Here is a 14,908-nt window from a genome sequence, read left to right on the forward strand (position 1 = left end):
TTTTTAACAAGTGAAAGAACAAAACATAGCATTAAAAAATATTCCCAACGTTGCTTTTAAGAGTAATGAGGGAGTTACTGATGTTGAGTTTTTTGATTTGGTCGAACTATTCTCAAGGGTAGCTAAAGACCCTAACCACGACCCAAAACAACCGCACAGAATTACCTTTTTTGCTTTAATGATTATTACGGAAGGAGAGGGGATACATCAGGTGGATTTAAAGGATTATGCTATAAAAAAGGGTTCTGTACTAAAAATAGCGAAAGGTCAGGTGCACGCTTTCCAGCCTAATTTTCAGTATAGTGGTTATTTGGTAGTGTTTACGGAAGATTTCGTTTTGAGGTATTTCTCTCAGTCGTCCATCAATTATATTTCGCATTTGTATAACTATCACATTTCCGAACCTTTGGTTGAAAACAGTACATTAAACGACTTTTTTCTGGAACAGGTTATCAAAGAGTTTGCAAGTAAAAACACGTATGCTCAAAAGGAAATAATTGCCAAAATACTAGAGATTTATTTGTTACGCTTAGAGCGTCATACGCATAATACACCCTCAGACAATTCTATTACGGCAAACCAAACTCTCTTTTTTCATTTTAAAGATTTAGTAGAGAAAAACTACACTAGAACACGGAATGTAAAGGACTATGCAGATTTACTATCCATCTCTACAAAACACTTGAATAAAATTGTTAAAGAATTCACTTTAAATACGGCCAAACACTTTATAGATAATTTTGTAATTCTAGAAATTAAAAGGGCAATTGTAAGTACCGGTTATAGTTTAAAAGAAGTGGGCTACGCAGTAGGTTTTGATGAAGTTACCAACTTCACTAAGTTTTTTAAAAAATACATGGGCACTACACCCAAACAGTTTAAGGCAACTTTATAGCCTTTCTTGCGCATATTTACCATTTATCCTCCAAGATTAACCTACCTAGTTGTTCTTTGTGGCTATACTTTTGTAATGAATCAAAATTTATAAAAAATGAAATTCGCTATTTTAATTATAATCATACTTTTCACAATAGGAAACGGTTTTGCCCAAAATAAAACTACAGAAGAAAACGTGTATCAATTTGAAGAACCAGAACACTTGCTGGATGGCTACTCGCTAAATTTTCAGTATCAAAATGGTACGGCTATTCACTTTGAATTCTACAATGGCATGGCTAAGTATGAATGGATCGCTGGACCTGCAAAAGGGAATGGTAACCAAGATATTCCTTACCGTTCGCGAAAAATTGGTAATGAGCTTTATTTGGTTAATTGGCACGAAACAGGAATTAAGGACTACTTAACCATTGTTTTCGATTTTGAAAAAATGATTGTACACAGTTCTATTATAATCGGTTATGAAAATAAGCCCGAAAGAACGTTGAAAACCGTATTTAGAAGTGGCATTATAGACCACCTAAAAATAGCTGAATAACCATAAGGTTAAATGGCAACCGTAGTCTTGAACATTATTTTGAATAGTTAAAACAGGTGTTGGTTAAAATAAAATGGTTCCACTTTTACCATTTAAACCCTCATTTTGATACTGTTTTACCGCAACAATTACTACAACTTTGTAGTGTAATAAAAATGTTATGTTAGTTAGACAACCCAATAGTATAGAATTAACCATAGATCAATTATTTAACGACGCAAAAGGTGATCGTTTCAAAATAATAAAAGGCTTGGCAAAAAGTATCATGAGGCCAATACAGCCTATAGATTTTAAAGATGTATATCTTTCAATTTCTAGGGAACAAGGGCTTGATTTGGTACAGCTAATAAAGGAAAACAACCTTAAAAATGTTGTTGAGTTTGGCACTTCTTTTGGCATCTCTACGTTGTTCTTGGCGCAAGGTGTTAAGGAAACGGGTGGCGCTGTCATTACTACTGAACTTATTGAATCAAAAGCACTTAAGGCAAAAGAAAATTTTGAAAAAGCAGGAGTAAGTGATTTAGTGGAAGTAAGAATTGGAGATGCAATGAAGACTCTTAAAAACCATGCAGACCCTATAGATTTATTGGTCTTGGATGGTTGGAAAGATTTGTACCTGCCACTTTTTAAAATGTTAGAATCTAATTTTAAAAAAGGAACTCTTATTTATGTTGATAATGCCGAGATGGCAGATACACAAGAATTTCTAAAAACGATAAGTCAAAATAAGAAGTATCACTTGCAGCCCAAAGCTGGAGGTAAAGTAGTTTTAATACATACTAAATAAGTTAAGATATGAGCGATGTAGCTAGTTGCCCAACATGTGGTAGTAAATCCAAAATAAAAGAAACAGAAGGTAAAACAACTTATGCCGCTGTTCAGGATGAAGAAGCTTTCAAGAAAATTGGTCAGCTTAAAAAAGCAATGGAAAAGTTTAAAGCAAAAGCCGAAGCTTTAGAAGAAGAATTACGGGAATTAAAATCGTCTTAATAATATGGACTTTTTAAAAAAGAATTATGGTTGGATGTTGGTCGCTATCTTGGCTAGTTTGCCATTATTAGTTTTGACCAATATGTTAGAAGTAAATCTATCTAACGGGTTTTCCATAGCCTTGGTAGAAGGCGCAGGAGGAGAGGGCAAAACTACCCTAGAAATGCTGTATCACGTTTCCGGAGAATTTGCCATCCGGTGGATGACCGCGGTACTTACGTGTACTCCATTTTTTATCCTATTTGGCGTTACTAATCTTTTTGTGAGACAAGCCATGGGTATCGCCACAGCGGTTTGGAGTTTTATACATTTTATAATTTTTATTTGGGCAGAAGGTTTTTTGGAAACTTTTACGCAAGTGAATTATGTAGCAGGATTTATAGCAGTTCTTATATTGATTCCCCTCTTTTTTACCTCTAATAGAAAATCTATGAAGCTGTTAAAAATGAACTGGAAAAAGCTACAAAGTTTAGCTTACGCGGCTATTTTTCTTAGTTTAGTACACGTAGCTATTTTAGACAAAACGTGGATTATTTATGCGGTCATAGTAGGCTTAGGTTTCATTATTAGAATTCCATCAGTAAGAAAAAAGATTATGGCCATTCGTAAAAAGAAAGCAGGCCTAGCTTAAAATTAATGATAGTAAACTACCTCGGGGCAAGCCCACGAGGGATTAAAAGGAATATACTTTGATTCGAGGCAAGCCTCGGAGCATTTAATCTCGAATATCAAGTAAAAAGAAAACAAATGAAAATAGCGGTCACATCAGCAAGTGGGAAATTGGGAGCTTCCATTGTAAAGCCTTATTATTGATTTAATAGGGAAAGAGAACGTAATCGGTATTGCTAGAACCCCTGAAAAAGCAAAGCATTTAGGCGTAGAAATCAGAAAAGGCGATTATAACAATCGTGAAGATTTTAATAGCGCCCTAAAAGGAGTAGATAAAGTATTGCTTGTCTCAGGAATGGACGAGCCTCAAAAGAGAATTGAACAACATAGAAATGTCATTGAAGCCGCTAAACAAAACGGCGTTCAAAAGATAGTCTACACAAGTATTATTGGTAGTGAAACGGGTACGGCTTTTAGCCCTGTAGTAAACAGTAATCGCCAAACAGAAGAAGATGTGCGCAATTCCGGCATACACTGGATTAATGGTAGAAATGGAATTTATATTGAGCCAGATTTAGAGTATATAGATACCTATGTAAAAGAAGGCGAAATTAGAAATTGTGCTGCAGATGGTAAATGTGGGTACACCAGTAGAGAAGAGCTTGGCTTTGCCTATGCGCAATTGCTTTATAATGATAGCCTTAGTGATAATACCTACAATCTATTGGGAGAAGCTATTACACAAACGCAACTGGCAGAATATATTAATGAAGTTTATAAGACGGACTTAAAATATACATCGGTTTCTGTTGAGGAGTATAAAAAAGAACGTCAAGAAGCGTTGGGTGAATTTATGGGAACGGTTATTGCCGGTATTTATGAAGGCATCAGAAACGGTGCTAACGTTGTACCTTCAGATTTTGAAAAAGTAGCCGGAAGACCTCATAAATCTACCTTAGAGATTATAAAAAATTACCATCAGAACCATCCACAAAATTAAGCATAGCAGTAGTGAGTATTATAGAAAACATCTTAAAAAAGGTAGTCTTAAATGAGGCTGTAATTACAGAAAAGGTAACCCTTTCTCAGTCCGTTTTTAAAATCCGGTTGCAAAGCGAGAGTATTCGCAATGCTAATTTTTTGCCAGGTTCTTTCTTGCGAATGGCTATTGGCATTGGTAACGAAGAGGTATCCTTAAAGGATAAAATCAGAAGTTATAGCGTGTGGGATATTAACAGCAAAGAAGGTTTTCTAGATTTAGCAATCGCTACACATAGTAACGGTATGGGCTCCCAATGGGCAAAGGAATGCCAAGTAGGTGACCAGGTTTATTTTAAATGGAAGAAAGGCAATTTTCTAGCAAATGATTCTGCGGACAGTTACATTATTATAGGCGACCTTTCTGCACTTTCTCATTTGTATATGATAAACCGAAACATTGGAGAAAACAAGCAAGTAGCCAGTGTAATTACAGCGAACAAAAAAGCGAATTATTTCCAGATATAGACGGAAGCATTCCTTTTGACTTTATTGAGTTTCCTCAAAACCCAAGCACTGAAATCATTGCTAAACTAAAGAAAATAGTTCCTGAACTAAAAGGTAAGAAGATGGTCTATATTGCTGGCGATAGTAGGCTATGTGTTTCTTTAAACCAATTTTTTAGAAAAGAATTGCAGTGGCCAACTAAGCAGATTAAAACAAAACCTTTTTGGAACCCAGATAAAAAGGGATTGGAATAAATTTCAATTAAACCTATAGATTTAGGTAGTACCCTATGCGGCAAGAGCGTCAAGCTTTTGCCGCTTTTTTGTTTTTAGTGAATAACAGAGTTTCCCGTTCATACTTCAATATTTTCCCTAAAATTTTAATGTTAAAAAGTTTTTTAAAAAACTTACAAATAATTGTCAGATATATTTTGTTAAAGTATGTACATTGTCTGTCTAAAATACTGAGACACAATTAGTACTCAAATTGCTTTTAGGAAACTTTTAAAGATTAATTGAACACAGAAAAGAAATAGTAAAATGAAACGCGTTATTTATCTATCAATCATCGCTATTTCATCAATCCTTACAACTGCTTGTACTGATGATGAAACTCCTTTTATTGAAACTTCTAGACCAGACGAAATTCTTAAGGCTTTAAATATTTTGGTAAACAATGAAATAGGAGTTTTGACCACAGGAAATATCCCAAATTCAAACCAAAATGATTTTCCGTCAATTATAAGTTATCCTGACAAAATCCAAACGACAAGGTTATCTCAAGAACGTATTAATTTAGTGTTTGAAGTAGATTCAAATATTGAAGAAATTTATTTTACGATTGAAGGTGCTTCTGAATATTACACGTTTATCAATAATAATGGACTTGCGGGTGCAGAAACTGAATCCGTTAGTATAACTATTGAAATTCCATCTTCAATTAATGAGGATAGTTTTAATTCAAATATCAGTGTAAAGGACAAGAACCAATCCATCTCTACTGTAACTCAGGTTAACACTATAATTAACGAGGAGGATGCAGAAAAACGACTTATTCATTTTGCTGATTATTCGTATAATTCTAAATTATCTACATTAAATTTTGACACAGCTGAAGTCATCAATATAGGTTCAACAGGTTACAAATTGACTGATATTGCTTTTTTTGATAATGTCCTTTACGGTATTTCAGCTTATTCAGATTTAATAACTATCGATTTAAATACGGGTGAAGGAACCTTAGTAGGCAAAGTTGATATTCCTAATGTTAATGCACTGGAGGGGAGTGACACCACACTTTATGGAGCTACACGAGGTGGTGAATTTATAACTATTGATCCTCTTACTGCTAAAGTCACCGTAATTGATTCTTTTAGTTTAGGTGCAATGTCATCTGGTGATTTAGTCTTTGATGGGAGCAAGTCTTTTCTATATGGCACGTTAGTTGTTCCAGGTTCTTCAACAGACCAACTTGTTACCATAAACCCAACTACAGGAGTGACAGAGTTTATTGGTGAAACCGGATTTAAAGAAGTTTGGGGCTTGGCTTTTTTTAGAAATCAGCTTATCGGGCTTACCACAAATGGAGAATTTATAATCATTGACCCTAAAACAGGAAAAGGCACATATATTGAAACCACACAAGCTTTTAGTGCTGGTGGCGCAGCAGCAATTATTAAGTAATTATTTTAGTAATAATACTTACAAATCTATGAATAGAAAAGATACTTTGTATTTAATTGCCTCAACCGGGTTGTCATTTCTGTTGTGTCTTTTGTTGTTTGGTCTGGACGAGATTGAACCTAGTTCAAATTTTTCTATTAATATTTATGACACCTATTATGTAACTCCAAAGTGGCCCATAATTCTTCTACTGATAATACTCGTTTTTTTTTCAGTATACCTTTTTAGAGCAATTATGGAAAAGTTTAATAATGTTCGGGCTAATCAAATTTTAATCGTAACTAGTATTGTACTCATACTTGCCTTTGGTAAAATAACAAACATATTAACCTTGTTAGCAAAACTCTCTAATGGAGGTTCGCTTGATCAAGGAGCGCATGCAATGAATGATTTTATAGGAACGCTAACTAGTGTTCTCTTCTATATACAAATGGTACTACTCGTTTTTCTAACTTTTTGCGGTTTCAAAATGGGACGAAAGATTAAGTGATTTATAATTAAAAAAATGAATATGAGAACTAAATTAAAGAGCATCATTTTAGCCAGCACATTTGTCCTAATAGGCATTTGCATTTCTTGTAATGCAACCAGCAATCTAGAAAAAGGGAGTAATTCAAGCGCCATAGATGGGGTCTGGGAATTAAGCCATTTCTATAACCTAGGAAACGGAGATACGCTAAGTGTTGACACCAGTAAAGTGCAACATAAAATCTATTTAGACGGACATGTCATCTGGAATACGGACCCAGCTGAGGATGCTTCTGAATGGCATGGCTATGGTACCTACACTTTTAAAAATGATACCATTACAGAAACCCTAACTTCAATGTCTAAATCTATGCAGAGTGATGTAAATACGTATGTAATTCCCATAGAACGCAGTAATAATACTTATAAGCAGGTAAATACTTATGAGCGCAACGATACTATTTTTCAAAATATTGAGATATATAAAAAGCTGAATTAAATTCCGTTTTATTCCGAAAGGGAATTTAGTATAAAGTGAAACCCATCTGTCAATTCATATTGTTGATTGATGGGTTTTTTATTGTGATAGGAGGGTAGCCAGAATACTTGTAAATATGTTTACTCAGTACTAAAAATTGCACATAGAATCTTTTATGAAAACCTTAAAACTTTCTGTTATTCGAATGTTTAATACAGCCTTAAATTTGCTGTGAAATTAAGTGCGGACTCGTATCTCCATTTCGGTTTTTTGCTTAATATTCAGAACATAAAAACAGTAGTAAAACAAGAAGTATTCCCTATTAGAATTTACAAAATGAAAAAGAATCTATTCACTTTACTTATAGTAATCCTCTCCACACAATTTAGTATCGCACAAGATGATAATTTACAATGGTTAGATATTGAATTATCAAATTATGAATATCCATATTCGGTTGAAACTTTAGAATTAAACATTCAAGAGCAAGATTTACAAATGTCCTATATGGATGTTACTCCAGACAATTACAATGGCAAAAACATTGTTTTGTTACACGGAAAAAACTTTAATGGCGCCTATTGGCAAACCACTATAGAAGCTTTAGCCAAAGAAGGCTTCCGTGTTATTGTTCCGGACCAAATTGGCTTTGGGAAATCTTCCAAGCCAGACCATTTTCATTACACCTTTCAGCAACTGGCCCAAAACACAAAGGCGCTGCTAGACAAGCTAAATATTAATAAAACTGCCGTTTTAGGACATTCTATGGGTGGTATGCTAGCCACACGTTTTGCCTTAATGTACCCGGAAACTACAGAAAAACTGATTTTAGAAAACCCTATTGGTTTAGAAGATTGGAAATTAAAAGTTCCCTACAAACCAGTAGAGTGGTGGTACGCCAATGAACTTAAAAAGAGCTACGAAGGAATTAAGAAATATCAGCTCGTTAATTATTATGACAATCAATGGAAACCGCAATACGACCAATGGGTAAATTTATTGGCCGGTTGGACATTAAATTCTGAGTACAAAACCATAGCTATGGAATGCTGCATTAACATATGACATGATTTTCACCCAACCTGTGGTGTATGAATTTAAAAACATAACCGCTCCAACACTATTAATAATAGGGACTAGAGACCGAACCGCTTTAGGGAAACCATTGGTTTCAGAAGAGGTTAGAAAAACTATGGGATTATATAGTGAGTTAGGAAAACAAACTAAAAAAACGATACCAAACTCAAAACTGGTTGAGATAGAAAATGTAGGCCACCTACCACATATAGAAAAATTTGATATTTTTATAGATGCACTGGTGTCGTACTTAAAAGAATAATTAGAGTTACTACTTTTTGTATAACATAGTATTGTTGAGAGTTTTGTTGAAAACCTTACAGATTTCTGTAAGGTTTTTTTTGATTAGGAGTGTAAATTGGTGATGAACTAGGCTATATATCGCATATAACCATACGTAAACAAACTTAAAAAATTATAATTATGAAACCATTAATACTAGATTACGCAGAAAAAAGGAAAGGTGATATAGAAACAGTTTATGATTATGATTTCCAAAAATCTTTAAACGTGATTGAAATCAATGGTAAAAAGAAACCTTTTATTGATTCCAATCGAGAGGACATTTCTCTATTAACTAAAACAAAAGTTAGAAGTGAGAGTGATGATGATGAATTTACTCTTTTAGAATTAAAAACGAAAACAGAAGTTAATCAAGAAAGAGATGATGACACACATTCTCTTTTAGAACTACAAACAAAAACTCTCGTAAAACAAGAAAGAGATGACGAAAGTTCTAATAATATCCAATAAATCAGACATAATGTAGACTTCCCCTTATTAGGACACCTCTAAATTCGATAAATAATTATTATTTAGGTCAGGTTTGATGAAGAATTTAAATTCTTCATCAAACCTATGGGCATGTATTCTTTAGGTGATTTGTTGCCCAGGATTTATGTGGATGATTAAAATTATAGTCCTCTCTCCAGTTGTCGCTTATCCTTTGAAGTTGATGGATATCATTAAAATAATAGGCATCCAGTATGTCTTCCCTGAAGAAGCGATTGAAACGTTCTATGTAACCATTCTGCATTGGTTTTCCGGGTTGTGTATATTTAATTTCTATATGGTTTTTCGTGCACCAGTTCATGAAGGTCCTAGATATGAATTCAGGTCCGTTATCGCACCGAACATATTGAGGTGTCCCTATTTCTTCTTTGAGGTTTTCCAATGTTTCCACCACCGCTCTAGCTGGGTATGAGAGTCCTGCATCGATCGCTATAGCTTCACGGTTGCAATCATCTATGACGTTGAGCACACGCAGTTTTCTTCCATCTATAAGGGCATCGCTCATAAAATCCATACTCCAACATTCATTAAGGGTCGACGGAGTTTCCAAAGGTTGCTTTATGCGTTTTATCAAACGCTTCTTATGTTTACGCCTAAGGCTGAGCTTCATATCACGATATACTCGCAATACACGCTTTCTGTTCCATTTTAGACCTTCACGACGGATCTTGTAGTAATACTCGTCAAAACCTCTGGTAGGATAGGCTTCTGCCAGCTCGGTCAGTTTATCGATAACCTCGCTATCGTCTCTTTTACTCTGGTAATACCACATTGACCTGCTTAAGCCTACCACACTACAGGCACGCACGATGGGAATTACATATTGTTCGATGAGATACTTTGCACGAACTCTCTTGTCGGAAGGCCTTAGAACTTTTTTGATAGTACGTCCTTCAGCATCTTATTATCCAAACTAACATCAGCGTACATCTGTTTTAACTTGTTGTTCTCATCTTCCAGTTCCTTAAGCCGTTTAAGTTGCTGTTGCTCCATACCACCGTACTTCTTGCGCCAGTAGTAAAATGTGCTTTTATCTATTCCCAGTTCTCTTGAAACATCGCCAACGGATCTTCCTTGTTGATTCTCCTTTAGAGCCTTGATAATCTGACTCTCGCTAAACTTGCTGTTTTTCATCGTGACAGTTTGAATTTAAAGTTAGTAAATTCGAATTATGAACTGTCCTATTTTTAGGGAAGCCTACATTCTGACCAAAGCTCGAAAAACAAACGAATTGGTGCCAATTATCTTCCTTCTATTATTTAATTATACCCTTTAACCTCACCCATATCCAAAGTCATGGGGCCTAGTTTGTGGGAGGTTGGTAAGAAAGCACCACTTTCCATAATCTTCCAATTATCCCATGTCGCTTTGAGACCGCCTAAGGGAATGATGCTAACCCACATCTGGTAACTTTCGGGTAATCCGTTAGGTCCTAAATGCCATAGGTACGAATCTCCGGGCGTACTACCGCCAGAAGAATACGTAATCATTAAAGCACTAGAACCGTCTTCTAACGTTACCAAACTGCGCTGCGTTCCGCTATCAAAAACCTTAAAAGGAGCAACTAGCCAAAAAGAGTCATTATTAAAAAAACCTTCTGCCTTTGCAATGAGCTCTTTTCGGTTATCGCCTATCACTTCAGCTTCATTTTTAAACACCTTACTTTTAGAAGTATTCTTTAAGTTGAGAAGTATACGGTAGGCATCCCATTCCACATCAACCTCGCCATTTTCCCTATCCCATTTATAAGAATGTGCGCCATTGGCAAAACTCCATTCCAAATAGTGAGTTTCCGTATACGCCTTATTATTGATGGCTTCAAGCATTTTTTCTGCAAGAGCATCTGCTTCGGCACCAGGAGTCCCAGTTGGCAAAGGCTCATCATAGAGCATATAAAGGATTCCAAAACCAATTAGAAGTATGGCGGCAAGGATTAAAACACTTTTACCAACAATTCTCAATATCTTCTTTACCATCTAACGAACAATCTTATATATTAAAATCCTACCGCAGTATCATCACCACGGTGATCGGCTCCACCTTCTAAAGTTCCGTCAGGTAATACACGAATGGCATCTACTTTACCAATAATAGGCGTGCGGTCTTCATTTATGTTATATCCTTTAGCTTTTAGGTTGTCCTTATGTTCTTTAGAAAATCCGTTTTCCTCAAAAATAACAACATCTGGTAACCACTGGTGGTGAAAACGTGGTGCGTCTACAGCCTCTTGCATACTCATATTAAACTCATATCCGTTTAAAATGGTTTGTGCCACAGCGGTAATAATGGTAGACCCTCCAGGGGTACCAACAACCATCCAAAGTTTGCCATCTTTTTCTACAATAGTAGGCGTCATGCTACTTAGCATCCGTTTTTATGGAGCAATACTATTAGCTTCAGCACCAACAAGGCCAAACATATTGGGAACACCAGCTTTTGAACTAAAATCATCCATTTCATTATTTAAGAAAAAGCCCAATTCATCACAGTACAGTTTAGAACCGTACGCTCCGTTTAAGGTAGTTGTAACAGAAATGGCATTGCCTTCTGCATCTACAATAGAGTAGTGGGTGGTTTCCATACTTTCGGACATTTGTATGCTTCCTTCATGAATATCTTCTGATTTGGTGGCTTTATCAAAAGAAAAATTAGCCATACGTTCCTTTATATAAACATCGCTCAAAAGTTCTTTCATGGGAATATCTACAAAATCTGGATCACCCAACCAATAGTTACGGTCTGCATATGCACGGCGCGCAGCTTCAACAAATAATTGGACAGTCTTTTCTGAATTGTGACCAAATTTTGCAATGTCATATGGCTCCATCATTTTTAAAATCTGATTGATGGTCATACCACCGCTGCTAGGCGGACTCATAGAGATAATATGAAGGTCTTTGTAATCAAAAACAACAGGTTCTCTCCATTGGGCTTGGTACTGCTCCAAATCTTCTTCGGTAACAAACCCTCCGTTTTCTTGAATGAAAGCTGCCAATACTTTTGCCGTTTCACCTTTGTAAAACCCATCACGACCTTGCTCGGCAATACGGCGTAACGTAGTAGCCAAAGCAGGGTATTTTACTAAATCACCCGCTTTACTGTCCACAGGGAAAGTAGTAACACTATCGTTCACTTCTAAAATAACCTCACGGACTTTTTCAAAACGAGCAGCTTGTTTTTCTGTAACTATAACACCATTCTCTGCCAAAGCAATAACTGGCGCAAGAATATCTTTTAAAGGTAGCGACCCAAACTTTTTATGTACTTCAATGATTCCCGCAACGGTACCCGGTACACCCACTGCAGTAGCACCTTTAGTACTCATATCTGGAATAACATTACCTAGAGAATCCAAATACATATCTTTTGTAGCGGATAAAGGCGCTTTTTCGCGATAATCCAATGCACCAATAGACCCATCTGCTTTACGATAGACCATAAATCCGCCTCCGCCAACATTACCGGCAAAAGGGTAGGCAACAACCAAGGCCATCTCTGTGGCTACCATGGCATCAAAAGCATTACCGCCTTGTTTTAAAATAGCAGCTCCAATAGCAGAAGCTTCTTCGCGTGCAGAAACGACCATTGCCTTTTCGGCAACCACGCCAGTGGCTTTTGCAGGTTCGGCAGGTAAGGTTTTACAATTAACAAAAAGGAGAAGTACTAGGGACTTAAGGAGAATTAAACGTGTTGTTTTCATACACAGTCGGTTTAAAGTTTTAAAATAGGTTCTTATGTGCCTTGATATTAAAGTGATATAAATTTTTGCTTTGAAAACACCATAAGCTCTTCAAAGAAAGCTGTAAACTCATCTTCAAATTTGTCATAGTGTTCTTCAAGATCTAAAATGGCAAAATTCATTTTAGATTTGTTATTTGTTCTTCGGTTCATGCCATTTAGAACCTTTCCTATACCTTCCATTTTAGAATAGTTATAAATCCAGTTATCGGATATCATATAGGGCATCATCCTTTGCACACCCACAGGTAGAATGGTATAATTATCTTCTAGCAGGTCATAAAAATTCTCCACATAGATATCCAAAGGCGTATCACTATAAGTACTCCAGTTTTTGGTAAGGTAGTGGTCGTAAAAAATATCTACGATTACACGGCTGTAGTGGCTATAGTTCTTATGTAAGCGCTTGCTACTAATCTTAGGAATATCATGGGTATCCGTAAACGTATCAATTTCGCGGTGCAACATAATTCCTTGTTGAACCCGTTCCGGTAAATGCGTGTATTTATTAGCTCTAATACTGTCTGCAATAAAGTTTCCCAAAGTAATTTCTGGGTCATCAAACGAGAGGTAAATATGTGCGAGAAAATTCATAAGTCCGAATTTACAAATTGAAAACATAGTATTTGGTCTAGACCCGTATATTTGCATAAACTATTAAGAATTTAGAAAAATATGACTTTAATAAAATCGATTTCAGGAATTCGTGGCACAATTGGCGGCCGTTCTGGTGATAACCTTACCCCTATAGATGCTGTGAAATTTGCAGCAGCGTACGGAATATGGCTTAAAGAGTATTCAAAAAAGGAAAAATTAAGAGTAGTTGTTGGTCGTGATGCCCGTCTTTCTGGTGAAATGATTCAGAACCTTGTAGTTTCTACTTTGGTAGGTTTAGGAATTGATATCGTAGATTTAGATTTGTCTACCACACCTACGGTAGAAATTGCCGTACCTATGGAGAAAGCGGATGGTGGTATTATTTTGACTGCTAGCCACAATCCAAAACAATGGAACGCCTTAAAACTTCTGAATGAAAAAGGAGAGTTTTTAGATGCAGCCCAAGGTGCTAAAATTCTTGATATAGCGGAAAAAGAAGATTTTGATTTCTGTGATGTTGATGATTTAGGAAGTATTACTAGAAACGATGCTTATATAGATATTCATATTGACGAAGTATTGGACCTTCCCTTAGTAGATGCCGATACTATTCGCAAAGCGAAATTCAAAGTTGTGGTTGATGGTGTAAACTCCACCGGAGGTATTGCCATTCCAAAACTATTGGAAGAGCTTGGTGTTGAAGTTGTAAAATTATACTGTGACCCAACAGGTCATTTTCCACATAACCCAGAGCCTTTAAAAGAGCACTTGGGAGATATTTGCGCTTTAGTACTAGAAGAAAAAGCAGATTTTGGAATTGTTGTTGATCCAGATGTAGACCGCTTGGCATTTATTGACAATACCGGTGAGATGTTTGGAGAGGAGTATACTTTGGTTGCCTGTGCAGATTATGTTTTGGGTAAAACTAAAGGGAATACAGTTTCTAACTTATCTTCTTCACGGGCATTAAGAGACATTACTCAAAAGCATGGTGGTACGTATGAAGCTTCTGCTGTAGGCGAAGTGAACGTAGTTACTAAAATGAAGGCTAACAAAGCAATTATTGGTGGTGAAGGAAATGGTGGTATCATCTATCCTGAAAGTCATTACGGACGTGATTCTCTTGTAGGAACAGCTTTATTCTTAATGTTGATGGCCGAAAACGGAGGAACTGTTGCAGATCTTCGCGCTAGCTATCCTTCGTATTTCATGAGCAAAAAGAAAATACAATTGACCATAAGGTCTTGATGTAGATGGAATTCTTACTGCTATGGCCGAAAAATATAAAGACGAGGAAATAACCACTATTGATGGAGTAAAAATAGACTTCGCTGAAAATTGGGTACACCTGAGAAAATCAAATACAGAACCAATCATCCGTATTTATACCGAAGCAAAAAGTCAGTCACAAGCAGATGAACTTGCCGATCGTATTATTGGAGAGATTAAAGCAGTAGCTGGTTTATAAAATAAGTACCGCCCTTCGACTGTGCTCAGGGAGGTGCTTGATAACAAAACGCTCGGAATGATTGAGATTCTTCTCATTTTCATTCCGAG

The 14,908-nt window shown here is 36.1% G+C and carries 15 protein-coding genes and 3 pseudogenes; 13 read left to right on the forward strand and 5 right to left on the reverse strand.

Annotated features, from left to right (window positions below; all coding sequences use genetic code 11):
• Positions 1 to 10 precede the first annotated feature (10 nt).
• The 12 genes and pseudogenes from Q5W13_RS19555 (at position 11) to Q5W13_RS19605 (ending at position 8,977) form a co-directional block, all read left to right on the forward strand.
• A complete protein-coding gene (locus Q5W13_RS19555; protein WP_304444156.1) occupies positions 11 to 895 on the forward strand; it encodes a helix-turn-helix domain-containing protein in 885 nt (294 codons plus the stop codon).
• Between the two features lie 96 nt (positions 896 to 991).
• On the forward strand, positions 992 to 1,435 hold the full coding sequence (locus Q5W13_RS19560) for a MoaF-related domain-containing protein (RefSeq protein WP_304444157.1): 444 nt from the start codon (positions 992 to 994) through the stop codon (positions 1,433 to 1,435).
• Positions 1,436 to 1,595: 160 nt separating this feature from the next.
• On the forward strand, positions 1,596 to 2,222 hold the full coding sequence (locus Q5W13_RS19565; protein WP_304444158.1) for an O-methyltransferase: 627 nt from the start codon (positions 1,596 to 1,598) through the stop codon (positions 2,220 to 2,222).
• Between the two features lie 8 nt (positions 2,223 to 2,230).
• Positions 2,231 to 2,425, forward strand: a complete 195-nt coding sequence (locus tag Q5W13_RS19570; RefSeq protein WP_155596308.1) for a hypothetical protein — start codon at positions 2,231 to 2,233, stop codon at positions 2,423 to 2,425.
• A 4-nt stretch (positions 2,426 to 2,429) separates the two neighbouring features.
• Positions 2,430 to 3,056, forward strand: a complete 627-nt coding sequence (locus Q5W13_RS19575; RefSeq protein ID WP_155596309.1) for a ferric reductase — start codon at positions 2,430 to 2,432, stop codon at positions 3,054 to 3,056.
• Positions 3,057 to 3,308: 252 nt separating this feature from the next.
• Positions 3,309 to 4,034, forward strand: coding sequence for an NAD(P)H-binding protein (locus Q5W13_RS19580; RefSeq protein ID WP_304446553.1), 726 nt, complete (start codon positions 3,309 to 3,311; stop codon positions 4,032 to 4,034).
• An 11-nt stretch (positions 4,035 to 4,045) separates the two neighbouring features.
• A complete protein-coding gene (locus tag Q5W13_RS19585; RefSeq protein WP_304444159.1) occupies positions 4,046 to 4,540 on the forward strand; it encodes an FAD-binding oxidoreductase in 495 nt (164 codons plus the stop codon).
• Positions 4,541 to 4,596: 56 nt separating this feature from the next.
• On the forward strand, positions 4,597 to 4,773 hold the full coding sequence (locus Q5W13_RS25370; protein ID WP_497582337.1) for an SIP domain-containing protein: 177 nt from the start codon (positions 4,597 to 4,599) through the stop codon (positions 4,771 to 4,773).
• Positions 4,774 to 5,058: 285 nt separating this feature from the next.
• Positions 5,059 to 6,201, forward strand: coding sequence for an NHL repeat-containing protein (locus Q5W13_RS19590; protein ID WP_304444160.1), 1,143 nt, complete (start codon positions 5,059 to 5,061; stop codon positions 6,199 to 6,201).
• A gap of 511 nt (positions 6,202 to 6,712) precedes the next feature.
• Complete coding sequence (locus Q5W13_RS19595) at positions 6,713 to 7,168, forward strand: hypothetical protein (RefSeq protein WP_304444161.1); 456 nt, start codon at positions 6,713 to 6,715, stop codon at positions 7,166 to 7,168.
• Positions 7,169 to 7,483: 315 nt separating this feature from the next.
• Positions 7,484 to 8,486: pseudogene (locus Q5W13_RS19600) on the forward strand (alpha/beta fold hydrolase).
• Positions 8,487 to 8,647: 161 nt separating this feature from the next.
• A complete protein-coding gene (locus Q5W13_RS19605) occupies positions 8,648 to 8,977 on the forward strand; it encodes a hypothetical protein (protein ID WP_304444162.1) in 330 nt (109 codons plus the stop codon).
• A gap of 103 nt (positions 8,978 to 9,080) precedes the next feature.
• Here Q5W13_RS19605 and Q5W13_RS19610 read toward each other — a convergent pair whose 3' ends face one another.
• The 5 genes and pseudogenes from Q5W13_RS19610 to Q5W13_RS19630 all read right to left on the reverse strand — a co-directional run bounded on the left by Q5W13_RS19610 (position 9,081) and on the right by Q5W13_RS19630 (position 13,348).
• The gene (locus Q5W13_RS19610; RefSeq protein ID WP_368662577.1) at positions 9,081 to 9,899 is read right to left on the reverse strand and encodes an IS3 family transposase; all 819 of its coding nucleotides are present in this window, start codon (positions 9,897 to 9,899) and stop codon (positions 9,081 to 9,083) included.
• On the reverse strand, positions 9,884 to 10,150 hold the full coding sequence (locus tag Q5W13_RS19615; RefSeq protein WP_304443425.1) for a transposase: 267 nt from the start codon (positions 10,148 to 10,150) through the stop codon (positions 9,884 to 9,886). The genes Q5W13_RS19610 and Q5W13_RS19615 overlap by 16 nt, the downstream gene beginning before the upstream one ends.
• A 125-nt stretch (positions 10,151 to 10,275) precedes the next feature.
• Positions 10,276 to 10,992, reverse strand: coding sequence for a hypothetical protein (locus tag Q5W13_RS19620; protein ID WP_304444163.1), 717 nt, complete (start codon positions 10,990 to 10,992; stop codon positions 10,276 to 10,278).
• 20 nt (positions 10,993 to 11,012) lie between these two features.
• Positions 11,013 to 12,716 (reverse strand): annotated as a pseudogene (gene ggt, locus Q5W13_RS19625) (gamma-glutamyltransferase).
• 47 nt (positions 12,717 to 12,763) lie between these two features.
• Entirely contained in the window at positions 12,764 to 13,348 is a 585-nt protein-coding gene (locus tag Q5W13_RS19630) for an acyl carrier protein phosphodiesterase (RefSeq protein WP_304444164.1), read from the reverse strand.
• A gap of 81 nt (positions 13,349 to 13,429) precedes the next feature.
• Here Q5W13_RS19630 and glmM point away from each other — a divergent pair.
• Positions 13,430 to 14,819 (forward strand): annotated as a pseudogene (gene glmM, locus Q5W13_RS19635) (phosphoglucosamine mutase).
• Positions 14,820 to 14,908: the final 89 nt, after the last annotated feature.

Source organism: Zobellia laminariae, from assembly GCF_030553095.1.
GTDB classification, from domain to species: domain Bacteria; phylum Bacteroidota; class Bacteroidia; order Flavobacteriales; family Flavobacteriaceae; genus Zobellia; species Zobellia laminariae.